The 25,008-nt window shown below is 72.8% G+C and carries 19 protein-coding genes; 8 read left to right on the top strand and 11 right to left on the bottom strand.

Annotated elements, in window-relative coordinates; genetic code table 11:
- The first annotated feature begins 118 nt into the window (after positions 1–118).
- Positions 119–1,792, top strand: coding sequence for an MMPL family transporter (locus DAA34_RS07725; protein WP_234354164.1), 1,674 nt, complete (start codon positions 119–121; stop codon positions 1,790–1,792).
- A gap of 21 nt (positions 1,793–1,813) precedes the next feature.
- Here DAA34_RS07725 and DAA34_RS07720 read toward each other — a convergent pair whose 3' ends face one another.
- Both DAA34_RS07720 and DAA34_RS07715 read right to left on the bottom strand, forming a co-directional pair.
- The gene (locus DAA34_RS07720; protein WP_106818327.1) at positions 1,814–2,599 is read right to left on the bottom strand and encodes an SDR family NAD(P)-dependent oxidoreductase; all 786 of its coding nucleotides are present in this window, start codon (positions 2,597–2,599) and stop codon (positions 1,814–1,816) included.
- A complete protein-coding gene (locus DAA34_RS07715; protein WP_106818326.1) occupies positions 2,596–5,322 on the bottom strand; it encodes an MGH1-like glycoside hydrolase domain-containing protein in 2,727 nt (908 codons plus the stop codon). Before DAA34_RS07715 ends, DAA34_RS07720 begins: the two co-directional genes overlap by 4 nt.
- Positions 5,323–5,388: 66 nt before the next feature.
- On the opposite strand from DAA34_RS07715, the gene DAA34_RS07710 reads away from it, so the two are divergent.
- The gene (locus DAA34_RS07710; RefSeq protein ID WP_106818325.1) at positions 5,389–7,965 is read left to right on the top strand and encodes a DEAD/DEAH box helicase; all 2,577 of its coding nucleotides are present in this window, start codon (positions 5,389–5,391) and stop codon (positions 7,963–7,965) included.
- A gap of 182 nt (positions 7,966–8,147) precedes the next feature.
- Here DAA34_RS07710 and hflX read toward each other — a convergent pair whose 3' ends face one another.
- Positions 8,148–9,683 carry a GTPase HflX gene (gene hflX, locus DAA34_RS07700; protein ID WP_106819952.1) on the bottom strand — a complete coding sequence of 512 codons (1,536 nt, stop codon included), beginning with the start codon at positions 9,681–9,683 and terminating at the stop codon, positions 8,148–8,150.
- A gap of 132 nt (positions 9,684–9,815) precedes the next feature.
- On the opposite strand from hflX, the gene DAA34_RS07695 reads away from it, so the two are divergent.
- Both DAA34_RS07695 and DAA34_RS07690 read left to right on the top strand, forming a co-directional pair.
- A complete protein-coding gene (locus DAA34_RS07695; protein WP_106818324.1) occupies positions 9,816–11,414 on the top strand; it encodes an FAD-binding dehydrogenase in 1,599 nt (532 codons plus the stop codon).
- 35 nt (positions 11,415–11,449) lie between these two features.
- A complete protein-coding gene (locus DAA34_RS07690; RefSeq protein WP_106818323.1) occupies positions 11,450–13,189 on the top strand; it encodes a thiamine pyrophosphate-binding protein in 1,740 nt (579 codons plus the stop codon).
- Here the strand turns inward: DAA34_RS07690 and DAA34_RS07685 are convergent.
- Positions 13,179–14,897 carry a glycerol-3-phosphate dehydrogenase/oxidase gene (locus DAA34_RS07685; protein ID WP_234354163.1) on the bottom strand — a complete coding sequence of 573 codons (1,719 nt, stop codon included), beginning with the start codon at positions 14,895–14,897 and terminating at the stop codon, positions 13,179–13,181. The two genes, DAA34_RS07690 and DAA34_RS07685, sit on opposite strands and share 11 nt — an antisense overlap.
- A 127-nt stretch (positions 14,898–15,024) precedes the next feature.
- Here DAA34_RS07685 and DAA34_RS07680 point away from each other — a divergent pair, with 127 nt between their 5' ends.
- From DAA34_RS07680 to DAA34_RS07670, 3 genes are read left to right on the top strand one after another with little or no spacing between them, the layout of a single operon-like run.
- Positions 15,025–16,356 (top strand): family 1 glycosylhydrolase, encoded by a 1,332-nt coding sequence (locus DAA34_RS07680; protein ID WP_199847441.1) that lies wholly within the window; start codon positions 15,025–15,027, stop codon positions 16,354–16,356.
- Positions 16,353–17,870, top strand: coding sequence for a glycerol kinase GlpK (glpK, locus tag DAA34_RS07675; RefSeq protein WP_106818321.1), 1,518 nt, complete (start codon positions 16,353–16,355; stop codon positions 17,868–17,870). Before DAA34_RS07680 ends, glpK begins: the two co-directional genes overlap by 4 nt.
- 22 nt (positions 17,871–17,892) lie before the next feature.
- On the top strand, positions 17,893–18,498 hold the full coding sequence (locus DAA34_RS07670; RefSeq protein ID WP_106818320.1) for a class I SAM-dependent methyltransferase: 606 nt from the start codon (positions 17,893–17,895) through the stop codon (positions 18,496–18,498).
- Positions 18,499–18,507: 9 nt separating this feature from the next.
- Here DAA34_RS07670 and dapF read toward each other — a convergent pair whose 3' ends face one another.
- Genes dapF through miaB form a run of 5 tightly spaced genes read right to left on the bottom strand, consistent with a single transcriptional unit; the run spans position 18,508 to position 22,981 of the window.
- Positions 18,508–19,374: a diaminopimelate epimerase gene (dapF, locus tag DAA34_RS07665; RefSeq protein WP_106818319.1), complete on the bottom strand. Its 867-nt coding sequence runs from the start codon at positions 19,372–19,374 to the stop codon at positions 18,508–18,510.
- Positions 19,371–20,291 carry a tRNA (adenosine(37)-N6)-dimethylallyltransferase MiaA gene (miaA, locus tag DAA34_RS07660; protein ID WP_106818318.1) on the bottom strand — a complete coding sequence of 307 codons (921 nt, stop codon included), beginning with the start codon at positions 20,289–20,291 and terminating at the stop codon, positions 19,371–19,373. Before miaA ends, dapF begins: the two co-directional genes overlap by 4 nt.
- Positions 20,288–20,959, bottom strand: coding sequence for a peptide deformylase (def, locus tag DAA34_RS07655; protein WP_106818317.1), 672 nt, complete (start codon positions 20,957–20,959; stop codon positions 20,288–20,290). The genes miaA and def overlap by 4 nt, the downstream gene beginning before the upstream one ends.
- A 58-nt stretch (positions 20,960–21,017) precedes the next feature.
- Complete coding sequence (locus tag DAA34_RS07650; RefSeq protein WP_158707673.1) at positions 21,018–21,452, bottom strand: hypothetical protein; 435 nt, start codon at positions 21,450–21,452, stop codon at positions 21,018–21,020.
- Positions 21,449–22,981 carry a tRNA (N6-isopentenyl adenosine(37)-C2)-methylthiotransferase MiaB gene (gene miaB / locus DAA34_RS07645; protein ID WP_106818315.1) on the bottom strand — a complete coding sequence of 511 codons (1,533 nt, stop codon included), beginning with the start codon at positions 22,979–22,981 and terminating at the stop codon, positions 21,449–21,451. The genes DAA34_RS07650 and miaB overlap by 4 nt, the downstream gene beginning before the upstream one ends.
- A 53-nt stretch (positions 22,982–23,034) precedes the next feature.
- On the opposite strand from miaB, the gene DAA34_RS07640 reads away from it, so the two are divergent.
- Positions 23,035–23,364 carry an antibiotic biosynthesis monooxygenase family protein gene (locus DAA34_RS07640; RefSeq protein ID WP_106818314.1) on the top strand — a complete coding sequence of 110 codons (330 nt, stop codon included), beginning with the start codon at positions 23,035–23,037 and terminating at the stop codon, positions 23,362–23,364.
- 45 nt (positions 23,365–23,409) lie between these two features.
- On the opposite strand, the gene DAA34_RS07635 is transcribed toward DAA34_RS07640, so the two are convergent.
- A complete protein-coding gene (locus tag DAA34_RS07635) occupies positions 23,410–23,922 on the bottom strand; it encodes a regulatory protein RecX (RefSeq protein ID WP_234354162.1) in 513 nt (170 codons plus the stop codon).
- 2 nt (positions 23,923–23,924) lie between these two features.
- Positions 23,925–24,974, bottom strand: a complete 1,050-nt coding sequence (recA, locus tag DAA34_RS07630) for a recombinase RecA (RefSeq protein WP_234354269.1) — start codon at positions 24,972–24,974, stop codon at positions 23,925–23,927.
- Between the last annotated feature and the right edge of the window lie 34 nt (positions 24,975–25,008).

The raw sequence follows: 25,008 nt of genomic DNA, 5'->3' as shown, positions 1-25,008 counted from the left end.
GCACCGCGCTCGCGCGGCGTGGCCCCGCGGCGGAGGACGGGGTCCATCGTTCGGTTGATTCCCGGTCCCATCCGTCGCGTGATGTGCGCCGGGGGTCGCTCCGGATGGACTCGGGGGCATGACCCGCACCCCTGCCCCGACCACCGCGTCGTCCGTCGCACCGCCCCCCGAGACCGCGTCCACCGGCCTGGCGGCGCGTCTCACCTCCCGGTGGGGGGCGCGGGTCGCGGTCCTCCTCTTCGTCCTCGCGACCATCCTCGTCTCGGGCGCGATGCGCTCGGCCGAGGTGCCGCCGCGCGGTGACGCCTTCCCCGGCTCCGCGGAGTCCGCCGTCGTCGCCGAGCGGCTCACGCACTTCCCCGACGCCGGGCGTGCACCGGTCCTTCCCGTCGGGACGCGGGACGACGGGGGCCGGCTCACGGCGGACGACGTCGCTGCGATGACCGCGCTCGGTGACCGGCCGCAGCGGTCGGAGGACGGCAGGGCGGTCGTCGTCACCCGGGACGTGACGCTCGGCCGGGACGGCTCCGAGACCGCCGAGACGGTGAGGGCGATCCGCGCCGACGTCGCCGCGGCGGCGCCGGACGGGCTGACGGTGCAGGTCACGGGCGGGCCGGCCTTCGGCGCCGATCTCGCGTCGTCCTTCGACGGGGCGAACGTCACACTCCTCCTCGTGACGGTCGGGGTTGTCGCCCTCCTGCTCCTGCTCACCTACCGCTCCCCGATCCTGTGGATCCTCCCGCTCACGGTCGTGGCGGTCGCCGACCAGGTGGCCGTCCGGGTCACCGCGGCCGTCGGTCAGGCGAGCGGGCTGTCGTTCGACGCGGGCATCGTCAGCGTCCTCGTGTTCGGCGCGGGGACGAACTACGCCCTCCTGCTCATCTCCCGCTACCGCGACGAGCTGCGCACGCACACCGATCACCGCGCCGCGCTCGCGGTGGCGTGGCGCCGCACGGCTCCCGCGATCGTCGCCAGCAACCTCACGGTCGTCCTCGCGCTCGTCACCCTCCTCCTCGCGACCGTCCCCGGCACCCGCGGGCTGGGTCTGGCCGGTGCGGTCGGGCTGCTCGTCGCCCTCGCCGCCGTGCTGCTCGTCCTCCCCGCGGTCCTCGCGATGGCCGGGCGGCGCGCGTTCTGGCCGTTCGTCCCCCGCGCCGGGGACGAGCGCCCCGACGGGGTGTGGGGCCGCATCGCCGCCGGCGTCGTCCGGCGTCCCGGCGCGGTGCTCGCCGCAGGAGCGGTCGTGCTCGCGGTGCTGGCCTCCGGCCTGCTGGGCACGCGGGTGGGGCTCGCCCACGATCGTCCCGCGGGCCAGGCGCGGGCGCCGGGTGAGCGCCGGGCCGCCCGCGCCCTCAAGCCTCGCCATCGGTTCCGTCAGTCGTCGTCCCCGTCATCGACGTCGTCCCCGTCATCAGCGTCGTCCCGGTCCTCAGCGTCGTCCCCGGCATCGGCGTCGTCCCGGTCCTCAGCGTCGGCCTGGTCCTCAGCGTCGGCCTGGTCGTCGTCCCGCTCGTCCACGTCGTCCGTGTCGTCCCGCTCGTCCACGTCGTCCGCGGTCCGCGGCTCCTGCAGCTGCACGGCCGAGTCCTCGACGCGCGGACCGTCACCGCCTCGCGCCGCGGCCCAGGCGCCGATTCCCACGGTGGGCACGAGGAGCAGAGCCAGCAGGATCGCGATGCCCTTCGTACGTCCGGAACCACCCATGTCACATCTCCTGTCGTCATCCGCGGCCGCCCGTCTGGCGGCACGGATGACGCTAGGTGCGGCCCGTGAAGGCCCGATGAGTCGCTGATGAGGACTCCCTCATGTGCGGTCAGACCGCGCCGGGCTTCTGCATGAGACCGCCGTCGGCCATGATCGTCGTCGCGGTGACGTAGCTGGCGGCGTCGGAGGCCACGAAGCACACGAGCTTGCCCATGTCGAGCGGCGACCCGATGTACCCCAGCGGGATGGCCTGCCGCAGCGCGTCCTTGGCGCTCTCGTCGTCGTCGGCGTTGATGGGGGTGTCGATCGCGCCGGGCCCCACGCCGACGACCCGGATCCCCTTCGCACCGAGCTCCACGCCGGCGGTCCGGGTGAGCATCCGCATCCCGCCCTTGGAGATGCAGTACGCGAGGTCCGAGGGCATGGGCCAGTCCTCGTGGGTGGAGGTGATGTTGACGATGACCCCGCCGTCGCCCTGCTTTTCCATCTGGGCCGCGGCGACCTTCGCACCGAACACGGCACCCTTGAGGTTGATGTCCATGAGCAGGTCGTACCGGTCCTCGGTGAGCGTCTCGAGGGTCTGGTGGAACTCGACGCCCGCGTTGGACACCCACACGTCGATCCGGCCGTAGGCCTCGACGGCTGCGTCGGCGAGCGCCTGAAGCTCGGCGACCTTGCTCACGTCGGCCCGGAACCCGATCGCCTGTCCACCGGCGGCCGTGACGTCGGCGACGATGCGGTCGGTGGCCTCCTCGTTGCTGACCCAGTCGATGACGACCTTCGCGCCCTGCGCGGCGGCCTCGCGGACGATGCCCTCACCGATCCCGGAGTTCCCCCCGGTGACGACGACGACCTTGCCCTCGAGCGGGCGGGTCGGGGTGGTGCTCTGGCTCATCGGTCGTGCTCCCTCTCTGCGTGGATGTCGCGGCTGGTGGTGCAGACGAGGTGGGCGACCATCGCGGTCCACCCGGTCTGGTGGGAGGCGCCGAGCCCGGCGCCGGTGTCCCCGTGGAAGTACTCGCTGAACGTCGGGTGGGCCTGGCCCCACAGCGGTCCCGACGGGACGTGGACCGGGTCGGAGGGCCGTCGGCCGTCCGGCGCGAGCCGGAAGAGGTCGATCAGCCGCTGCTCCAGCCCGAGGGCGACCTCGTGGAGGGGCACGTGGGCGCCCGAGCCTGTGGGGAACTCGACGGCGAGCTCGCGGTTCATGTCGACGGCGTACGTGCGCAGCGCGTCGGTGAGGAGCACGTTGACGGGGAACCACACCGGTCCGCGCCAGTTGCTGTTGCCGCCGAACATCCCGTTCTCGGACTCGCCGGGGGCGTAGCGCATGTCGAGCATCGTGTCGCCGAGGTCGAGGGTGAGCCCGTCGCGGTAGGCGGCCGAGAGGGACCGGATGCCGAACGGTGAGAGGAACTCCCCCTCGTCGAGCAGCGTCGCGAGCACCCGCCGGAACTGGTCGGCGTCGACGAGCGAGAGGGTGATGTCCGGGATGCCGTGGAACTCGGAGTGGACGACGGAGTCGGTGAGGTCGGGACGGCGCTCGAGCAGCCAGGACCGACGGGCGGTGAAGTCGGGCAGGTCCGTCTCGACCCAGTCCGGTTCGCAGGCGACTGCCATGAGCGGCAGGAGCCCGACCATCGAGCGCACCCGGACCGGCGTGGTCCGGCCCGCCGAGTCGTCGATGACCGTGTCGTAGAAGAACCCGTCCTCGGGGTCCCACAGCGCGATGTTCGCCGATCCGATCTTGTCCATCGCCTCGGCGATGAGGAGGAAGTGCTCGAGGAACTTCGTCGCCGTCTCGTCCCACGCCTTCTGCGTGCGGGCCAGCTCCCAGGCCATCCGCAGCATGTTGAGACAGAAGAACGCCATCCAGCTCGTCGCGTCCGCCTGCTCGAGCCGTCGACCGTCGGGCATCGGGGCCGACCGGTCGAACGGACCGATGTTGTCCATCCCCAGGAAGCCGCCTTCGAACAGGTTCGACCCGTCCACGTCCTTGCGGTTGACCCACCAGCCGAAGTTGAGCAGCAGCTTGGTGAAGACCTTGACGAGGAAGTCGTGGTCCGAGCCCCCGTCGATGGAGAACACCTGCCACGCGGCCCATGCGTGGACCGGTGGGTTCACGTCGGAGAAGTTCCACTCGTAAGCGGGCATCTGGCCGCTGGGGTGCATCGCCCACTCGCGGCACAGCAGCAGGAGCTGCTCCTTGGCGAAAGCGGGGTCGACGTGGGCCAGGGCCACGCAGTGGAACGCGAGGTCCCACGTGGCGAACCACGGGTACTCCCACTCGTCGGGCATGGAGATGACGTCCGCGAGCGAGAGCGTCTCCCACGACGTGTTCCGCCCGGCCGGCTGCGGCGCGCGTCTTTCGCCCGGCGGGGGGACCTGCCCCGGGTCGCCCTCGAGCCACTCCCGCACGTCGTAGCGGTAGACCTGCTTGCACCACATCAGTCCCGCGAAGGCGCGCCGGGCGATGTGGGCGTCCTCGGCGCTCGTCGCCGCGGGGATGACGGCGGCGTAGAAGGCGTCCGCCTCGGCACGGCGGGTCGCGACAAGGCCGGCGGCGCCGTCGAGACCCTCGAACGCCCGCGCCGGGTCGATCCCCTGGTCGTCGCGGAAGAGCCGGAGCCGGACGCGCTCGGTCGCCCCGGGGGCGATGGCGTCGAACCGCCAGACGAAGGCCGCCTTCGTGCCGCGCCGATCGGCGAGCATCGAACGGTCGCCGTGGACGATCGCGGCGTCGATGGCGTTCTTCGGGTGCTGCGGCTGCCGTTGCGCGGTGCCGAAGGTCGCGAGCTGGTTCGTCTCGTTGTCGGTCAGCATGAGCTCGCAGTCGCCCTCCGCCACGACGTGGTGGCCCCCGAGCCACTCGTGGTGCAGGACCGCGCCGCTGACGCCCGGTCCGACGACGGTCTTGCGGATCTCCGGCTGCCGGGTGTCCCGACCCCAGGCCCACGTGTTGCGGAACCACACCTGCGGGGCGACGACGAGCGGCGCGGGGTCCGGCCCGTGGTTCGTCACCTCGATCTCGACGAGGACGTCGAACGGGCTCGCCTTGACGTGCCGGGTGACGACGTCGAAGAAGCGGTTCTCCTCGAGCAGGCCGAGCTCGCTCAGCTCGAGCTCCGGGTCGCCGTAGCCCCGCTCAGCGGACCGGCGGACGAGCTCCTCGTAGGGGTAGGCCGCCTGCGGGTAGCGGTACAGGTGCTCGGCGAAGCTGTGGGTGGGGGTGGCGTCGAGATGCCACCAGTACTCCTTGACGTCCTCGCCGTGGTTGCCCTGCGGTCCCGTGAGGCCGAAGTAGCGCTCCTTGAGCCGGTCGTCCCTGCCGTTCCACAGCGCGGTGGCGACGTTGAGGAAGCCGTAGCGGTCGGACAGCCCGGCGATGCCGTCCTCGCCCCAGCGGTAGGCCCGGGTGTGGGCGTGCTCGAAGGGGAAGAACTCCCAGGCGTCGCCGTGCGCGGAGTAGTCCTCCCGGACCGTCCCCCACTGCCGGCCGGAGACGTAGGGCCCCCACACGCGCCAGTCCGCGTCGGGTCCGGGTGCCTCGGCGAGCCGCCGGTGCTCGGCGGTCTCCGGGGACGGGGGGCGGGTCGCGTCGGTGTTGTCCGTGGCCACGGCCCCACCCTGTCAAAGGTTGCGCCCTCGGGCGACCGGGCCGCGGCACGTGACAGCATGGGCACGATGTCCGCGACCCCTGCCCCGAGCCTCCCCCGGAGGAGCGGCGGCACGAGTCCCGAGCAGGCCCTCGAGGACGTCGTCACCTGGGCCGAGGCCCGCGGCACGCCCCTCTACCCCCACCAGGAGGAGGCGGCGGTCGAGCTCGCCGGCGGCGCGCACGTCGTCCTGGCCACGCCGACCGGATCGGGCAAGTCGCTCGTCGCCGTCGCCGCGATCCACGCCGCGCTCGCCAGGGACGAGGTGTCGTTCTACACCGCGCCGATCAAGGCGCTCGTCTCGGAGAAGTTCTTCGACCTGTGCGCGATCTTCGGCGCCGACGACGTCGGGATGCTCACGGGCGACGCGTCGGTCAACCCGGACGCGCCGATCATCGTGTGCACCGCCGAGGTGCTGGCCAACCTCGCCCTGCGCGAGGGCCGCGACGCCGACGTCGGGCTCGTCGTCATGGACGAGTTCCACTACTACGCCGACCCCGACCGCGGGTGGGCCTGGCAGGTGCCCCTCCTGGAGCTGACCGGGGCCCAGTTCCTGCTGATGTCCGCAACGCTCGGGCCGGTCGACCGGTTCGTCACCGACCTGGAGCGCCGGACCGGTCGGGGGGTGGCTGTCGTCGACGACGCGCCCCGGCCCGTGCCTCTGACCTTCGAGTGGTCCCTCGAGCCGCTCGACGAGCGCCTGGCCCGGCTCGTCGAGGAGAAGGAGGCGCCGGTCTACGTCGTCCACGCGACGCAGGCCGCCGCGGCCGAGCACGCCGCGAGCCTCCAGCAGCACTCCTTCCTCACCCGGGAGGAGAAGGACGCGATCGCCCAGCGCATCGCGGGGCACCGGTTCGCCACCGGGTTCGGCAAGGCCCTCTCGGCCCTCCTGCGGCGCGGGATCGGGGTCCACCACGCGGGGATGCTGCCGCGCTACCGGCGCCTGGTCGAGCAGCTCGCGCAGGCCGGGCTGCTCAAGGTCGTCTGCGGCACCGACACGCTCGGGGTCGGGATCAACGTGCCGATCCGCACCGTCCTGCTCGTCGGCCTGACGAAGTTCGACGGTTCACGCCACCGCGTGCTGCGGGTGCGGGAGTTCATGCAGATCGCCGGCCGCGCGGGCCGCGCGGGCTTCGACACCCGCGGTCACGTCGTCGTCCAGGCACCCGAGCACGTCATCGAGAACGAGCGCGCGCTGGCGAAGATCGGGGACGACCCGAGGCGTCGGAAGGGGTACAAGCGCAAGAAGGCCCCCGACGGGTTCGTCGTCTGGACCGAGGACACCTTCGACAAGCTCGTCGCCGGCACGCCCGAACCGCTGACGAGCCGGATGCGGATCACCGACGCGATGATCCTCGACGTCGTCTCGGGACCCGGGGACGCGATCGCCCGGCTCGCCCGGCTGACCCGGGACAACCACGAGGACCGCCGAGGGCGCACGCGCCTGGCCCTGCGTGCGCTGCGGCTCGGCCGATCCCTGCTCGACTCGGGGGTCCTGCTCCGCCTGCCCGTGCCCGACGGCGACGGCCGCACGATCGTGACGACGCAGGAGCTCCCGCGGGACTTCGCGCTCAACCAGCCCCTGGCGAGCTTCGCCGTCGCCGCGCTCGAGGCGCTGGACCCCGACTCCCCCGACCACGCCCTCGACGTCGTCTCCGTCGTCGAGGCGATCCTCGAGGCGCCCCGCCAGGTGCTGTGGGCCCAGCAGCGGGCTGCCCGGGGCGAAGCCGTCGCCCGCATGAAGGCGGACGGGATCGAGTACGAGGAGCGGATGGTCCTCCTCGAGGAGGTCATCCACCCCCAGCCGCTGCGTGAGCTCCTCGAGGCGTTGTACGAGACCTACCGCGAGACGCACCCGTGGTTGCCGGTCGACGGGCTCGGTCCGAAGTCGGTCGTCCGCGAGATGTGGGAGACCGGTTCGACATTCACCGAGCTCGTCAGCCGCTACGACCTGCAGCGGTCCGAGGGGCTCGTCCTGCGCTACCTCACTGATGCGTACCGGACGCTGTCGCGGACCGTTCCGGCTGCCCACCGGGACGAGGCGCTCGAGCAGCTCATCGAGTGGCTCGGGGAGACCGTCCGCCAGGTCGACTCCTCGCTGCTGGACGAGTGGGAGGCGCTCGTCTCCGGCGCCGACCCGTCGGCCGTGGCGGCAGCGGTCGCGCACCAGGACGGTCCGCGCCCGCCCCGACCGGTCACCGAACGTGGGGCCGTCTTCGAGACGATGGTCCGCAACGCGCTGTGGCGCCGGGTCGTCCTCGCTGCCCGGGACGACGTCGACGCGCTCGCCGCGCTCGACGAGGACCGGCTGCGCGAGCTCGACGGTGTCCTCGACCGCGACGCCTGGGATGCCGCCCTGGGCGCCTACTGGGACGAGCACGACGAGATCCGCCTGGACGCCGACGCCCGCAGCCCCCGGTGGGTGCGGATCGATCGCGAGCACCCGGAGCCACCGTCGGGCACGGGCCGGTGGTGGTCGGTCGTGCAGACGCTCTCGGACCCGGCCGACGACCACGACTGGATCATCGAGGCCGCGCTCGACGTCGACGGCTCGGACGCGGCGGGCCAGGCGGTCGTCGTCGTCACGGCGCTGCGCCGTCTCTGAGACCGCTGCGCGCCGACCTCGGGGCCGACGCCGGGCGCTTCGTCACCGTCGTGCCGGACGCGTGCGCCGGTTCCACCGACGACAATCACGCCGCGGCGCTGCAGGTCATGGGTCTCTACGAGCCGCAGATCCGTGTCAGGCCCACCGCCGACGTCCTCGCCGACCGGTGAACCCCGCCCGCCTCACCCGAGCTCGGCCAGCTCCCCGGCGAGGTCTCCGTTGACCCGAGCCCGGACCCGGGTCCCCGCCTCGCCGTGCTCGGTCGTGAGGACCTCGCCCTCGGCGTGGATCCGGGAGACGAGGTCGCCCCGCTCGTACGGGACGACGACGTCGACCTCCACCTCTGGTCGGGGCAGCTCGCGCGCGACGAGGTCCCGCAGCGCGTCGACGCCCCGGCCGGAGCGCGCGGACACGGCGATCGAGTGCTTCTCGTTCCGCAGGATCCGGTCGACGACGTCCGGGGCGGCCACGTCGGCCTTGTTGACGACGACGATCTCCTTGACGTCCGCGGCGTCGACGTCGGCGAGCACGGCGCGCACGGCGCTGATCTGCCCCTCCGGGTCCGGGTGGCTGCCGTCGACGACGTGCAGGAGCAGGTCGGCGTCCGCGCACTCCTCGAGGGTGCTGCGGAAGGCCTCGACGAGCTCGTGCGGGAGCTGACGGACGAAGCCGACGGTGTCCGTGAGCGTGTACTCCCGACCGTCCTCGGTCTCGGTCCGGCGGACGGTCGTGTCGAGCGTCGCGAAGAGCTGGTTGTCGACGAGAACCCCGGCCCGGGTCAGGCGGTTGAGGAGGGTCGACTTCCCCGCGTTGGTGTACCCGGCGATGACGACCGCGGGCACGGAGCCCGCGCGCCGCGCGGAACGACGGGTGTCCCGGTGGGTCTTCATCCCGGTCAGCTCGCGTCGCAGCTTGGCGATCCGGCTGTTGATCCGGCGCCGGTCGAGCTCGATCTTCGTCTCACCGGGGCCGCGCGACCCCATGCCCTGACCACCGGCAGCCTGGCCACCGGCCTGCCGGGACATCGACTCACCCCACCCGCGGAGGCGCGGCAGGAGGTACTGCAGCTGGGCGAGCTCGACCTGGGCCTTGCCCTCCTTGCTCTTCGCGTGCTGCGCGAAGATGTCGAGGATGAGCGCGGTCCGGTCGATGACCTTCACCTTGACGACGTCCTCGAGCGCCCGCCGCTGGCTCGGAGCGAGCTCGGAGTCGCACACGACCGTGTCCGCGCCCTCGGCGACGACGATGTCGCGCAGCTCGGCGGCCTTACCCTTCCCGAGGTAGGTCCCGGGGTCGGGACGCTGGCGCCGCTGGAGGACGCCGGCCAGAACCTCCGACCCCGCCGTCTCGGCGAGGGCCGCGAGCTCGCGCAGGGAGTTCTCGGCCTCCTCGGCGGTGCCGTCGCACCACACGCCCGCAAGCACGACCCGCTCGAGTCGCAGGGCGCGGTACTCGACCTCGGTGACGTCCTCGAGCTCGGTCGACAGCCCACCGACGCGCCGGAGCGCCGCGCGGTCCTCGCGGTCGAGCTGCTCGCCGTCGAAGCCGAGCGCCGCGTCGTCGAGGAAACTGTCGTCGGTCGGCGGGTCGGCGAGTGCGGCCGCCCGTCGGGCGAGCACCCCTCGTGGCAGTGCAGGCTCGCCGCCGTGCCGTGCCGCTCCGCCGGGCCGGTGGTCATCGGTCTCGTGGACCTGGGTGGTCTCGTCGGGTTCCGTCATCGTCGGCCCATGGTCGCACCCGGACGGCATGCGGGTCGACCTGGTTCCTCCCCGGCACCGCCTCGACCGCCCTCGTTCCCGAAGGGGTAGGTTGAGGACGAGGTTACCGAGCAGTAACGGACGGAGGCGGGCATGGCCGCAGCGGAAGGCACCGACGTCGTCATCATCGGCGGAGGGATCAGCGGTCTGGTCACCGCGCTCGAGCTCGTCCGGGCCGGGCGCCGGGTCACCGTCCTCGAGGGTGACGGCCGGGACCGCTTCGGCGGGCAGGCCCGCGACGCCTTCGGCGGCTGGTTCTTCGTGGACTCGCCCGAGCAGCGCCGCGCGCGCGTCAAGGACTCCCCCGAGATGGCGTGGGAGGACTGGCGGTCGTACGCCGAGTACGGCCCCGGCAGCGAGACGCAGCAGCACTGGGGGAAGAAGTACGTCGAGCGGTGCGTGCCCGACGTTCGTGAGTTCCTCGAGAACCTGGGCCTCTCGTTCTTCCCGACCGCCAACTGGGCGGAGCGGGCCCACGCGGGCAAGGGCAACCGGGTCCCGCGGTTCCACATCATGTGGGGCTGCGGGCCGGCCGTCGTGTCGGGCGTGCGCCAGGCGATCGAGCCGCTCGAGGGCGGTCGGCTCGACCTGCGGTTCGAGCACCGCGTCGAGGAGATCCTCTCCGAGGGCGGCCGTGTCGTCGGGGTTCGGGGCACCGACGACACGGGCAACGACTTCGAGGTGCGGGCCGACGCGACCGTCATCGCCTCCGGCGGGTTCACCGGCAACATCGACAAGATCCGCGAGCACTGGCCCACGGCCGTGTGGCACCAGGTGCCCGAGGACCTCCTCATCGGCGTGTGGGAGACGAGCGACGGCGCCATGCACGACCGCGCCGTCGAGCTCGGGGCCGCCCTGACGAACATGGAGAACATGTGGGTCTACGTCGCGGGCGTGACGAACTGGGCGGGCGACCACGACCGCCACGGACTGTCGCTCATCCCGATGAAGAGCGCGCTGTGGATGCGCGGCGACGGGCGACGCTTCGACCCGCCGCTGCTGGCCGGGTACGACACCCGTGACGCCGTCTCCCGCGTCATGCAGTCCGGCTACACCCACTCCTGGGCGGTCCTCAACCGCGCGATCCTCGCCAAGGAGCTCGCCATCCAGGGCGCGACCTACAACCCGAACTTCCGCACCAGGAACCTCCCCGGCATCGCCAAGGACATCCTCCTGGGCCAGACGAAGATCCCGCAGTCGCTCGTCGACCGCTGCCCGGACGTCGTCACCGCGTCCTCGCTCGAGGAGCTCGCCCGCCGGATGGAGAGCGTCACCCCGGGCGTCCGGATCGACACTGCGGGCATGGCCCAGGACGTCCGCTCGTACGACGCGGAGATCAAGTCGAGCTCGTCCCTCTACACCGACGACCAGCTGGTCTCCCTGCGGGCCGTCCGCGCCTTCCCGGCCGACAAGATGCGCACGAAGGCGTTCCACCCGATCGAGGACGGGAAGGGCGAGCTGGTCGCCATCCGGATGCGCCCGAACGTCCGCAAGAGTCTCGGCGGCATCCACACCGACGAGAGCTGCGCGGTCCTCGACACCGCCGGACGGCCGATCGAGGGCCTGCACGCCGTCGGGGAGTCGACCGGCTTCGGCGGCGGCGGGATGCACGGCAAGCGCACGCTCGAGGGAACCCTCCTGGGCGGCTGCATCCTCACCGCGCGGACCCTCGCCGCCCACCTCGCCCACTGACCCTCGACCGACCACCGTCCCAGGACAGGATCGCCATGCCCCGCACGACCGCAGCCAGCCTCGCCGTCCGCGCCCTCGAGGAGGTCGGTGTCACCCACACCTTCGGCATCCCCGGGGTGCACAACACGGAGCTCTACGACGAGCTCGACCGCAGCGAGAAGATCACCCCGGTCCTCGTGACGAGCGAGTTCAACGGCGGCTTCATGGCCGACGCGATGAGCCGTGTCGGGTCGGGTGTCGGCTGTCTCGCGCTCGTCCCCGCGGCCGGGTTCACCCACGCTGCGAGCGGCATCGGCGAGGCCATGCTCGACGGGATCCCGATGCTCGTCATCACCGGCGGGGTCCGCTCGGACGGGGAGTTCGGCTACCAGCTGCACCAGATGGACCAGCTCGAGCTCGCCAAGGGCCTGACGAAGGCCGCGTTCCGCGCCGAGCGGGTCGCCGACGTTCCCGGGATGATCCACGAGGCCTACCGGATCGCCACCACGGGCACCCCCGGCCCCGTGCTCGTCGAGCTGCCGGTCAACCTCCAGATGCAGGCCGAGGACGCCCCGGACCCCGAGCCCTTCGTCCCCGCCCCGGCCGCGCCGCTGCCCCCCGCGGTCCAGCTCGACAAGGCCGCCGAGATCCTCCTGTCTGCGGAGAAGCCGGTCCTCTACGTCGGGTGGGGCGCCCGCCGGGCCCGCGAGGACCTCGTGCGGCTCGCCGAGGCGCTCGGCGCGCCGGTCGTGACGACCCTCCAGGGTGTTGCCACGTTCCCCCACGACCACCCGCTGCACGCCGGGTTCTGCTTCGGACCCGCCGCGGTGCCGTCGGCGCGCGAGGCCGCCGAGGGGCACGACGCCATGCTCGCCGTGGGTGCCCGGTTCGGCGAGATCGCCACGGGCTCGTTCGGCATCGACCCGCCGAGGAACCTCGTCCACGTCGACATCGACCCGGCCGTCATCGACCGGAACTACCCCGCCCGCATCGGCCTCGTCGGCGACGCGGCGGCGATCGTGCCGGCGCTGCTGGAGCGGGTGTCCGGCCGCGCCGGACGCGCGGGCGAGCGGGCCCAGACGCTGGCGGCGGAGATCGCGAAGCGGAAGGCGTCGTACCGCGCCGACTTCCTCACCCACGACAGCGGGGATCGCGTCAACCCCGCAGCCCTGTTCGACGCCGTCGACGCCCGGGTGGGCGACGACTGCCTCACCACCGTGGACGACGGCAACCACACCTTCCTGGCCGCCGAGCTGTGGCCGCTGCGCGGGACCCGCGACTTCATCTCCCCGACGGACTTCAACGCCATGGGGTACGCCGTCCCGGCGGGCATCGCCGCCGCGCTCGCCCACCCCGGCCGAGAGGTCGTCACCTTCGTCGGCGACGGCTGCTTCCGGATGACCGGGTCCGAGCTGGTGACGGCGAGCGCCCTCGGCCTGGGCCTCGTCGTCTACGTCTTCGACGACGGCGAGCTCGCGCAGATCGCCCAGGCCCAGGCACTGCCCTACAACCGCAAGACGTGCACGGTCATGCCGACGATGGCGATCGAGCACCTCGCCGCCGCGACGGGTTCGGAGCTCATCCGGATCACCGGGGCCGACGACCTGGCCGCCTCGGTCGACCGGGCGCACACGCTCGCTGCCGAAGGCCGCCCCGTCGTCGTCGACGTGCACATCGACTACTCGCGCAGCTCGACGTTCACCCAAGGAATCATCAAGACGAACTTCAAGCGCTTCCCGACCCGCGACAAGCTGCGGATCGCCGGCCGCGCGGTGTCGCGGAAGATCACCGGCTGAGGGGGCGCACCTCCCGCACCTCCGGCGCGGCGAGCCGGGCGGCGTCCGACGAGGCGTCGTCCGGCATCACCTGGCTGAGCCGCTCGGCCTCCACCCGGGCGAGGTAGGCGGCGACCTCCCGGTCACGCGCCTCCTCGTCCCACCCGAGGTGGGGCGCCATGAGTTCGGCGACGGCCGGGGCCGCGGCGACCCCGCGGTCGCGCTCCTCGATGGAGATCCGGGTCCGACGGCACAGGACGTCCTCCAGGTGCAGGGCACCCTCGTGGGTCACGGCGTGGACGATCTCGACCTGCAGGTACTCCTGGGCGCCGGGCACGGGCGCCAGGAGCGTCGGGTCGGCCGCGCCCAGGTCGAGGAGGGTGTCGACCAGCCCCCCGAACCGATCGAGAAGGTGCTGGACGCGCCACACGGGGAGCCCGTGGTCGCGCGCGATCCGCTCGGCCTGGTTGACCAGGACGCGGTAGCCATCGGCACCGATGAGGGGCACCTCGTCGGTGATGCACTCCCGAAGGGTGTCGTCGAGGTCCTCCGACGCCGCCTCGACCGCGTCCTTGGCCATGACCCGGTAGGTCGTGTACTTTCCGCCGGCGACGCAGACGAGCCCGGGTCGGGTCCGGGCCACGGCGTGCTCGCGGCTCAACGACGCCGTGCTGCCCTCGTCGTCGCCCTCGGCGAGCAACGGTCGGAGACCGGCGAAGACCCCCTCGACGTCCTCCGGCACGAGCGGGCGGGCGAGCACCTCGTTGATCTCGGCGAGCAGGTAGTCGACGTCGGCGCGCGTCGCCGAGGGGTGCGCGAGGTCGTGCGACCAGTCGGTGTCCGTCGTCCCGATGAGCCAGTGGGAGCCCCACGGGATGCAGAAGAGGACCGAGGACTCGGTGCGCAGGATGAGGCCGGTCGAGGAGTCGATGCGGTCGCGCGGCACGACGACGTGGACCCCCTTCGAGGCCCGCACCCGGAACGGGAGGTCACCGCCGACGAGGGACTGCACCGCGTCCGTCCACACCCCGGCGCAGACGATGACGCAGCAGGCCCGGACCTGGTGCTCCTCCCCCGTCTCGACGTCGAGCACCGTGGCGCCGACGACCCGCTCGCCGTCCTCGAGCAGGCCGACGACCTGGGCGGAGGTGAGGATCGATGCGCCGTAGGTCGCGGCAGTCCGGGCCACGGTCAGGGTGTGCCGGGCGTCGTCGGCCTGCGCGTCGTGGTACAGCAGGCCGCCTTGGTGCGCGCCGTCACGCAGCCCCGGCGCGACCTGCTTGACGCGCGCGCGGCTCAGCTGTCGGTGGCCGGGGACGGACCGCTCCCCGCCCATCTGGTCGTAGAGCGTGAGGCCCGCCGTGACGTACGGCCGCTCCCACCCGCGCTCGAGCGGGTACAGGAAGGACACTGCGCGGACGAGGTGCGGCGCCAGCCGGGTGAGCATGAGCTCCCGCTCGCGCAGCGCCTCGCGGACGAGCCCGAAGTTCATCTGCTCGAGGTAGCGGACCCCGCCGTGGAAGAGCTTGCTCGACCGGGACGAGGTGCCCGAGGCCAGGTCGCGCTGCTCGACGAGCCCGACCCGCAGGCCGCGCGTCACGGCGTCGAGCGCGACGCCGGCGCCCGTGACGCCTCCGCCGACGACGAGGACGTCGAGCGGGTCGGCCGTGGTCAGCTCCCGCCACGCAGCGGCGCGGTAGGTGGGGTCGAGGGCGGTGGCGCGCGGCACGATCGGCTCCCGGGGGTCGGTCCCGGAGCGGCCGCCGGGTCGGTCCGGGGCGTCGCGGGAGGCGGACGTGCCAACGGTAGGTGGTCCACCCACCCATGGGGGTGCCGGGGCTGCGAGGATGCCCCGCATGGTCAAGGACGCCCTGCCCCTCGTCGCGGTCGCCGCAGGTCTGCTCGGCGCCGCCGGGGTGACGGAGGCGGCCCGGCGGCGGGTGCCGCCGGCCGCTCCGGCCCCTCCCCTGCCCGAGGACTTCCGCTGGGGCGTGGCGCTGTCGGGGTACCAGGCGGAGGGACGCTCCCCCGACAGCAACTGGACCCGCCACGAGAGCAGCCGCGCGCCGATGATCCGGGAGCCGTTCGGGACGGGGCCGGACTTCGCGGGACGGTACGCGCAGGACATCGCGCTCGCCGCCTCCCTGGGCGTCGACACCTTCCGGTTCTCGCTCGAGTGGGCCCGCACCGAACCGGCGCCCGGTGTCCTCTCCGAGGAGGGCTGGGCGTTCTACGACGCGGTCATGGACGAGCTCGACCGCCACGGGTTGCGGGCGATGATCACGATCGACCACCGGGTCTACCCGGGGTGGGTGCTCGGGCGCGGGGGCTGGGACTGGAACGGGATCGTCGATGCCTGGCTGGCGCACGCCGAGCGGGTGCTGCAGCGGTACGCCGGGCGCGGGGTCACGTGGATCACGATCAACGAACCCTCCTTCTACCTCGACGGGGAGCGACGCAACCGGCGGCTGAGCCGCGCGCAGCGCCGGACGATGCAGGCCCGTCTGCTCGAGTGCCACCAGCGCGCGTACGCGATCGCCCACGAGGTCGATCCCGGGTGCATGGTGTCGAGCAACCTCGCCTGCGTGCCCGCACCGCTGCACCACCTGACCGACTCGTGGTTCGTCGACCGGTGCCGGGACACCCTGGACTTCGTCGGCATCGACTACTACTACGGCTTGAGCCTGGACGACCTCACCGTCTGGCGCGACACGATCGGGCACTACCGGTCGATCACGCCGCAGCCGGAGTCCCTGCGCTACATGCTGCGCATCTACGCCAAGAAGTTCCCCGGTCTGCCCATCTGGATCGTCGAGCACGGGATGCCGACCGACGACGGGCGTCCGCGCGCGGACGGCATCACCCGCGGGCAGCACCTGGCGGACCACGTCCGTCAGATTCAGCTGGCGATCGCCGAGGGGATCCCGGTCATCGGGTACAACCACTGGTCGCTCACCGACAACTACGAGTGGGGCTCGTACCGCCCGCGGTTCGCGCTGTGGCGGGTCGAGGTCCGCGACGGCGACCTGACCCGCGTGCCGACCGACGGGGTCGAGGCCTACCGCCGGATCATCGCCGGGCGCGGGGTGCCCCATGACCACCAACCCGTCTGCCCCCCGGCGTTCGGGGTGTTCGCCGCGCCGTGGGAGACCACCCTCGGCCGCCTGCAGAGAGGAGCCCGCCGATGACGCCGGCCCAGCACGTCCTCGCGATCGACCAGGGGACGACGAGCACCCGGGCGATCGTCTTCGACCCCACGGGGAAGCCGGTCGCCAGTGCACAGCTCGAGCATGCGCAGATCCTTCCCCGCGCCGGATGGGTCGAGCACGACGCGACGGAGATCTGGCGCACCACCCGGACCGTCGTCGGTGGCGCTCTGGCCCGGGCCAACCTGCCGAGCAGCGCCGTCGCGGCCGTCGGCCTCACCAACCAGCGCGAGACGGTCGTCGTCTGGGACCGCCGGACGGGAGAGCCGGTCCACCACGCCATCGTCTGGCAGGACACCCGCACCCAGGGCATCGTCGACCGGCTCGCCCGCAACGGCGGCGAGCAGCGCTGGGCCGCGACGACCGGGCTGCCCCTGGCGACGTACTTCGCCGGCCCGAAGGTGGCGTGGATCCTCGAGAACGTCGAGGGTGCCCGCGAGCGGGCCGAGGCCGGCGACCTGCTCATGGGGACGATCGACTCGTGGCTCGTGTGGAACCTCACGGGCGGGCCGGACGGCGGGGTCCACGTCACGGACGTCACCAACGCCTCGCGGACGCTGATGATGGACCTGCGGACGCTCGCGTGGGACGAGGACATCGTCGCCGAGCTCGGGATCCCCCGGTCGATGCTGCCGACGATCGCCTCGAGCTCGCAGGAGTACGGCACGTGCCGCCCGGGCATCCTCGACGGTGTCCCCGTCGCGGGAATCCTGGGGGACCAGCACGCCGCGACGTTCGGCCAGGCCTGCCTCGAGCCGGGCCAGGCGAAGAACACCTACGGCACGGGCAACTTCATGCTCCTCAACACCGGCACCGAGCCGGTGCCGAGCGCGAACGGGCTGCTGACGACGGTGTGCTACCAGCTCGGCGACGCCCCGGCGGTCTACGCGCTCGAGGGCTCGATCGCGGTCACCGGCTCCCTCGTGCAGTGGGTCCGCGACAACCTCGGCCTCATCTCGACCGCGGCCGAGATCGAGGAGCACGCGCTGTCCGTGGAGGACAACGGCGGCGCGTACTTCGTGCCCGCGTTCTCGGGACTGTTCGCGCCCCACTGGCGCCCGGACGCCCGGGGTGCGCTCGTGGGGCTCACCCGATACGTGACGAAGGGGCACCTGGCCCGCGCCGTCCTCGAGGCGACGGCGTTCCAGACCGCCGAGGTGATCGAGGCGATGCGGGCCGACTCCGGGGTGGAGCTCACCGAGCTGAAGGTCGACGGCGGGATGGTCGTCAACGACCTGCTCATGCAGTTCCAGGCCGACATGCTCGGCGTCGACGTCGTCCGCCCCGAGGTGGCCGAGACGACCGCGCTGGGGGCGGCCTACGCCGCGGGGCTCGCGGTCGGCTACTGGGAGAGCACCGACCAGATCACGGCGAACTGGGCCGAGGACCGGCGGTGGACCCCGCAGATGCCGACGTCGGAGCGCGACCGGCTGTTCCGCAACTGGCGCAAGGCCGTGGCCCGGACCCTCGACTGGGTCGACGACGACGTGCTCTGACGGGCCGTCGCCCGGCCCTAGGGTGAGCGGCGTGCCGGACCACTACTTCACCGCCGACCCCGCGTCGCCGGACGAGCGCGTCGAGCGCACCGTGCGGCTGGCCGGGCGCGAGGTCGTCGTCGAGACCGCGCCGGGGATCTTCTCGCCCGGAGGCCTGGACAAGGCGACGGCGATCCTCCTCGAGGAGGCACCCGACCCGGTGCCGACCGGCGCGATCCTCGACCTCGGCTGCGGCTGGGGACCGATCGCCCTCTCCCTCGCCCTTCGCTCCCCCGACGCCCACGTCGTCGCCGTCGACGTCAACGCGCGGTCGGTCGACCTGACGCACCGCAACGCCGCCCGGCTCGGCCTCGACTCGGTGGTCGCGTGCGCTCCCGGTGACGTCGACCCGGAGCTGCGCTTCGAGGAGATCTGGTCGAACCCGCCGATCCGCATCGGCAAGGCGGCGCTGCACGAGCTGCTCCGCAGCTGGCTGCCCCGACTGACGCCGATGGGGCAGGCATGGCTCGTCGTCGGCAAGAACCTCGGGGCCGACTCCCTCCAGCGGTGGATCACCGAGGAGCTGGCGCTGCCGACGGAGCGGGTCGCCTCCTCGAAGGGGTTCCGCGTCCTGCGCGTGACTCGGTGACGCGGACGGTCAGCCCGTGACGAGCGGGCTGGTGCCGTCGGCGACGAGGACGGCCGGGCCGGCGAGCTCGACCTCGTCCCCGCGGACGGTGACCTCGAGGCGGCCGCCGGGCACGTCGACGGTCCACCGGTCGGCACCGTCCGGCTCGCCCGCCCAGAAGCGCATGGCCAGGGCCGCGGCGCAGGCACCCGTCCCGCACGACCGCGTCTCACCGACACCGCGCTCATGGACGCGCATCGACAGGTGCCCGGGCCCGAGGGGCCGGACGATCTCGACGTTGACGCCCTCCAGGGGAGTCGGGCGCACCTCGGGGGCCACCGTGAGGTCGACCGAGTCGAGGTCGACGGTCTCGGGCAGGGCGACGACGGTGTGCGGGTTGCCCAGATCGAGGGAGAGCGCCGAGTACGGCTGACCCGGGTCGAGGTGGACGAGCGCGTCGAAGCCGTCGGCGCGGGCGGTCGCCTCGTCACCGAAGGACCACCGGCCCATGCTCGTGCGCCAGCCGCGGGGGTCGCGCACGACGGTCCGGGCACCGGCGCGGGTGGCGAGCACGACCTCGTCGTCGACGAGGCCCTCGCGGGCGAGGAGCTCGGCGGTGACCCGGGTGCCGTTCCCGCACATCTGAGCGGGCGAGCCGTCGGCGTTGCGATAGTCCATGAACCACGGCGCCCGCTCGGCGAGCGCGCGCACGTGCTCGTCGGTGGCGAACCGGGTGGGGACGACCCGGATGACCCCGTCGCCGCCGATCCCCGCCCGGCGGGCGGCGAGGGCGACGACCTGGCTGGGGCTGAGGTCCCGGGTCCCGTCCCGGTCGAGGATCAGGACGAAGTCGTTCTCGGTGCCGTGGCCCTTGGTGAACCGGATGCCGTCGCTCATGCCCCCATCATCCCGGACTCGTCGATCACGGCGAGCGCTCGGTCGAGGAGGTCGGGGGCGTCGGCGGGCAGCCACCGCGTGCGCGGGTCCGGCCGGAACCACGACTCCTGCCGGCGGACGAGACGACGGGTCGCCCGCTGGGTGTCCTCGATCGCCTCCCGCTGCTCGAGCGACCCGTCGAGCTGCGCCACCGCCTGGGCGTACCCGATGGCCCGCGGCGCGGTACGTCCCTCCCGCAGGCCGGCCGCGAGGAGCCGGGCGGTCTCGTCGAGGATGCCGGTCGCCCACATCCGTTCGACCCGCGCGTCGACGCGGGCGTCGAGGTCCTCGCGGGGCAGGCGGAGCCCGAGCTGGAGCGTCGGTCCGCGGAAGGTGCGGTCGGGCATCGTCGCCGAGTACGGGCGACCGGTGAGCTCGACGACCTCGAGCGCCCGCACCACCCGACGGGTGTTGGTCGGCAGGATCGCGGTCGCCGCGGCCGGGTCGAGCCGGGCGAGCCGCGCGTGGAGGGCTGCGGTGCCGACGCGAGCCGCCTCCGCCTCCAGCCGCGCACGCACGTCGGCGTCGGTCGGCGGGATGACGAGGTCGTCGGTCACCGCGCGCAGGTACAGGCCCGAGCCGCCCACGAGGACGGGGACACCGCCCCGGGCACGGATCGCATCGACATCGGCCCGTGCGGCGGCCTGGTAGCCCGCGAGCGTCGCCTCCTGCGTGACGTCGAGGACGTCGAGCTGGTGGTGGGGCACCCGGCGCCGATCCGCGGGGACCTTCGCCGTGCCGACGTCCATGCCCCGGTAGAGCTGCATCGCGTCGGCGTTGACGACCTCTCCCCCGAGCCGCTCGGCCACGGCGATCCCGAGGTCGCTCTTGCCCGTCGCCGTCGGGCCGAGGACGACGAGGAGCGGCGCGGGGCTCACCCCCGGGCGGACGGCGTCTCGTCCGGGCGCTCGTCGGCGGCGGCCACGTCGTCGGGGTCCACGTCGTCGGGGTCGACCTCGTCCGGGTCGACGTCGTCGTGCCCGAAGGGGTCGCGGTCGACGCCGGGCATCCACGAGTGCCCGGGGACGCCCCAGCCCTCGGCCTTGACGGCCTTGCGGGCCTTGCGACCCCACCGCTCGTCGAGACGGTCGACGTAGAGGAAGCCGTTGAGGTGGTCGTACTCGTGCTGCATGCACCGCGCGAACCAGCCGGTGGCGGTGAAGGAGACCTCGTTGCCGTCGACGTCCGTCCCGGTGACCTCCGCGCGCTCTCCCCGGCGGAGTGGGAAGGAGTAGCCGGGGACGGACAGGCAGCCCTCTGACTCCTCGTGCCGGTCGGGGGCACCGGCGGGCGGCTTCGAGAAGCGGACGAAGGGGTTGATGACGTGGCCGACGGTGGGGACGCCGTCCGAGTTGCGCATGTCCCACGTGAAGATCCGCAGGCCGACGCCGATCTGGGGGGCGGCCAGGCCGACGCCGCGGGCGGCGGTCTGGGTCTCGTACATGTCCTCGACGAGGCTGCGGATCCCGTCGTCGACCTCGCTCACGGGCTCGGCGCGGCGGTGGAGGACGGGGTCGCCGGAGATGACGATCGGTCGGACGGTCATGGGGGGAAGTCTCCCACCCGAGCCCGTCGGCGTGCGGACGGGCTGACCGACGCCCGGGTCAGGCGACGCGGCGGATCGAGACCTCGAGCCGCTCGGGCTCGATCGTCGTGCAGGTCAGCTCGACGGTGCGCACGCGCATCGGCTGGCCCTTCTGGCACCGGACGGACCGGTAGTCGACGAAGACCTGGGCGAAGTCCCTGCCGTACGCCCGCTCGTAGGACAGCGGGGTGAGGGTCTGACCGCCGAGCTCGAGCTGTCGCCCGGCGTCCACACCGACCCAGCCGGTGCACGTCCCGGCGGCCGCATCGCACACGAGCTCGCCCTTCCGGTCCGGGCTGCCACGCCACAGCGTGTACCCCAGGACGAGGGTGAACCCGACCGCGCCGACGACCGCGACGGAGAAGAGCGAGGCCAGCCGCTGCCCGAGGGTCGGTCGCGGGAGGTACACGGGGTTCGCCACCCCCCGACCCGGCTGCAGCGGCTCCTGGCTCATGCCGGCGGGCCCCCGCACGCGGGTGCGGCTGCCGGACGCGCCGGCGGCGCGCCGACGGACGGCAGGCCGAGGGAGACCGGCGGCCCGCCGGCCGGCGCCCCCTGGCTGCGCTGCCAGGCATCGCCCCCGGCGGTCCGGCGCACCCGGAAGCTCCCGCCCGAGAGCGCACCATCGGCGACGAGGTGGTGCGGCGCTCCATAGGTGATGTCGACCTCGACCATGTCTCCGGGACGGGGACGGTCGGCGTCGGCGAGCCCGGGCGGCAGCGCGAGGTGGACGAGCCGGTTGTCGCGCGCCCGACCGGAGATCCGCGCGGTCTCGGTGTCCTTGCGCCCCTCGCCGGTCGCGACGAGGACCTCGAGGGTGCGGCCCTCCTGGGCCCGGTTCTCCGCCCAGGAGATCTCCTCCTGGAGGGCGATGAGCCGGTCGAACCGGTCCTGCACGACGGCCTTGGGGATCTGCTCGTCCATCGTCGCGGCGGGGGTGCCGGGGCGGATCGAGTACTGGAAGGAGAAGGCCGAGGAGAACCGGGACTCCCGGACGACCCGCAACGTCTCCTCGAAGTCGGCCTCGGTCTCACCCGGGAAGCCGACGATGATGTCGGTCGTGATCGCGGCGTCGGGGATCGCCGCCCGGACGCGCTCGATGATCCCGAGGAAGCGGTCGGCGCGGTAGGAGCGGCGCATCGCGCGCAGCACGCGGTCCGAGCCGGACTGCAGGGGCATGTGCAGGCTCGGCATGACGTTCGGCGTCTCCGCCATGGCCTCGATGACGTCGTCGGTGAAGGCCGCCGGGTGCGGGCTGGTGAACCGGACGCGCTCGAGGCCCTCGATCTGCCCGCACGCCCGCAGGAGCTTGCCGAACGCCAGCCGGTCGCCGAACTCGACGCCGTAGGAGTTGACGTTCTGCCCGAGAAGGGTGACCTCGACGACGCCCTGGGCGACGAGTGCCTCGACCTCGGCGAGGACGTCCCCGGGGCGGCGGTCCTTCTCCTTGCCCCGCAGGCTCGGGACGATGCAGAAGGTGCACGTGTTGTTGCACCCGACGGAGATCGAGACCCACCCGCTGTAGGCGGAGTCTCGGCGGGTCGGCAGCGTCGATGGGAAGGTCTCGAGCGACTCGAGGATCTCGACCTGGGCCTCGCGGTTGTGCCGTGCCCGTTCGAGCAGGGCCGGGAGCGAGCCGATGTTGTGGGTGCCGAAGACGACGTCGACCCAGGGCGCCCGCCGGACGATGGTGTCCCGGTCCTTCTGGGCCATGCAGCCCCCGACGGCGATCTGCATGTCCGGGTTGGCGCGCTTGGCGGCCGTGAGCTGTCCGAGGTTGCCGTAGAGCTTGTTGTCGGCGTTCTCGCGCACCGCACACGTGTTGAACACGACGACGTCGGCCGTCTGCGGGCGCTCGTCGCCGGGCAGGCTCGCGAGGTCGACGTAGCCCGCCGTCTCGAGGAGGCCGGCGAGGCGTTCGGAGTCGTGGACGTTCATCTGGCACCCGTGGGTGCGGACGTCGTAGGTCTTCGGTGAGGTCATCGCGTCTCCAAGGGTACGGCGGGCCGGTGAGGCCGTGCTGCGACGATGGCGGCATGAGCATCGTCAAGATCAACGCCATCACCGTCCCGGCCGACAGCGGCGACGAGCTCGCGACGCGGTTCGCAGCGCGGGCCGGCGCCGTCGACGGCCAGGACGGCTTCGAGGGCTTCGAGCTGCTCCGCCCGACCGACGACCGCGCCGTCTGGCTCGTCGTGACCCGGTGGCGCGACGAGGCGGCGTTCTCGGCCTGGGCCGACGGCGCCGCCTTCCAGCGGGCGCACGGGTCCTCCGGGCAGGACGCACCCGAGGGCGGGCGCCGCGGCCCGGTCGGGATGTCGGCCGAGCTGTGGTCCTACGACGTCGTCGACCTGCCCCGATCCTGAGCGCTGCGGCTCGTCCCGGCCCGCCGTGCCGACCGGGACGAGCCGTCAGTCCCGGGCGTGCTCCGGCAAACCGTCGAGCACGTCCGTGACGACGGCCCGCGCGGTCTCCGCGTCGTAGCCCTTCCGGGCGAGCATCCCCGCCAGCCGCCGCGTCTGGACGAGCCGGTCGAGGCCGCGCATCGTCCGCACCCGTCGCTCGACGAGCTCGACCGCCCGTGCACGCTCCTCGTCGGCGTCGACCCCCGCGAGGGCCGCGGCCGCCGTCTCGTCGTCGACCCCCTTGCGCCGTAGCTCGTGACCGAGCGCCCGTCGCGCCAGGCCCCGACCCGCCTGCTGGGAGCGGACGAGCTCTGCGGCGAAGGCGGTGTCGTCGACGAGCCCGACCTCCTCCATGCGGTCGAGCACCTCGCGGGCGACATCCTCCGGGCACCCGCGCCGCTCGAGCTTCTCCAGCAGCTGGGCGCGGCTGCGAGGGCCCATCGTCAGCTGACGCAGGACGATCGCGCGGGCGACGGCCCGCGGATCGGCCTCCGCGTCCTGCTCGTGGTCCTGCGACACGATCAGAAGTCGACCGGGACCTCGACGGCCTCGGCCGGCTGGTCCGCGACCGGGCCGACGCCGAGCTTCTCCTTGATCTTCCGCTCGAGCTCGTCCGCGAGGTCGGGGTTGTCCTTGAGGAAGTTGCGCGCGTTCTCCTTGCCCTGGCCCAGCTGGTCGCCGTCGTAGGTGTACCAGGCCCCGGACTTGCGGACGAAGCCGTGCTCGACCCCCATGTCGATGAGGCCCCCCTCGCGGGAGATGCCCTGCCCGTAGAGGATGTCGAACTCGGCCTGCTTGAACGGCGGGGAGACCTTGTTCTTCACGACCTTGACGCGGGTGCGGTTGCCGACGGGCTCGGTCCCGTCCTTGAGCGTCTCGATCCGTCGGACGTCGAGCCGGACCGAGGAGTAGAACTTCAGCGCCTTCCCACCCGTCGTCGTCTCGGGCGAGCCGAACATCACACCGATCTTCTCGCGCAGCTGGTTGATGAAGATCGCCGTCGTGCCGGAGGAGTTGAGCGCGCCGGTGATCTTCCGGAGCGCCTGGGACATCAGGCGGGCCTGGAGTCCGACGTGGCTGTCACCCATCTCGCCCTCGATCTCGGCGCGCGGCACGAGGGCGGCGACGGAGTCGATGACGATGATGTCGAGCGCCCCGGAGCGGATGAGCATGTCGGCGATCTCCAGCGCCTGCTCCCCCGTGTCCGGCTGGGAGACGAGCAGGGCGTCGGTGTCGACGCCGAGCTTCTTCGCGTACTCGGGGTCGAGCGCGTGCTCGGCGTCGATGAACGCGGCGATGCCGCCCGCGCGCTGGGCGTTGGCCACCGCGTGGAGGGCGACCGTCGTCTTTCCGCTCGACTCCGGGCCGTAGACCTCGACGATCCGGCCGCGCGGCAGACCACCGATGCCCAGGGCGACGTCGAGGGCGATGGCCCCGGTGGGGATGACCTCGATCGGCGGGCGGACGTCGTCGCCCAGGCGCATCACCGCGCCCTTGCCGTGGGACTTCTCGATCTGTCCGAGGACGTTGTCGAGGGACTTGAGCTTCTGCTCCTGGAGCTTGCCGTCGATGGGGGTCACACCCGCCATTGCCGCACCTGCCTTC

This window comes from Janibacter massiliensis (genome assembly GCF_900289115.1).
Lineage (GTDB): Bacteria > Actinomycetota > Actinomycetes > Actinomycetales > Dermatophilaceae > Janibacter_A > Janibacter_A massiliensis.
The sequence above is the reverse complement of the archived record's forward strand: the minus strand, read 5'-3'. Positions and strand labels throughout refer to the sequence as shown.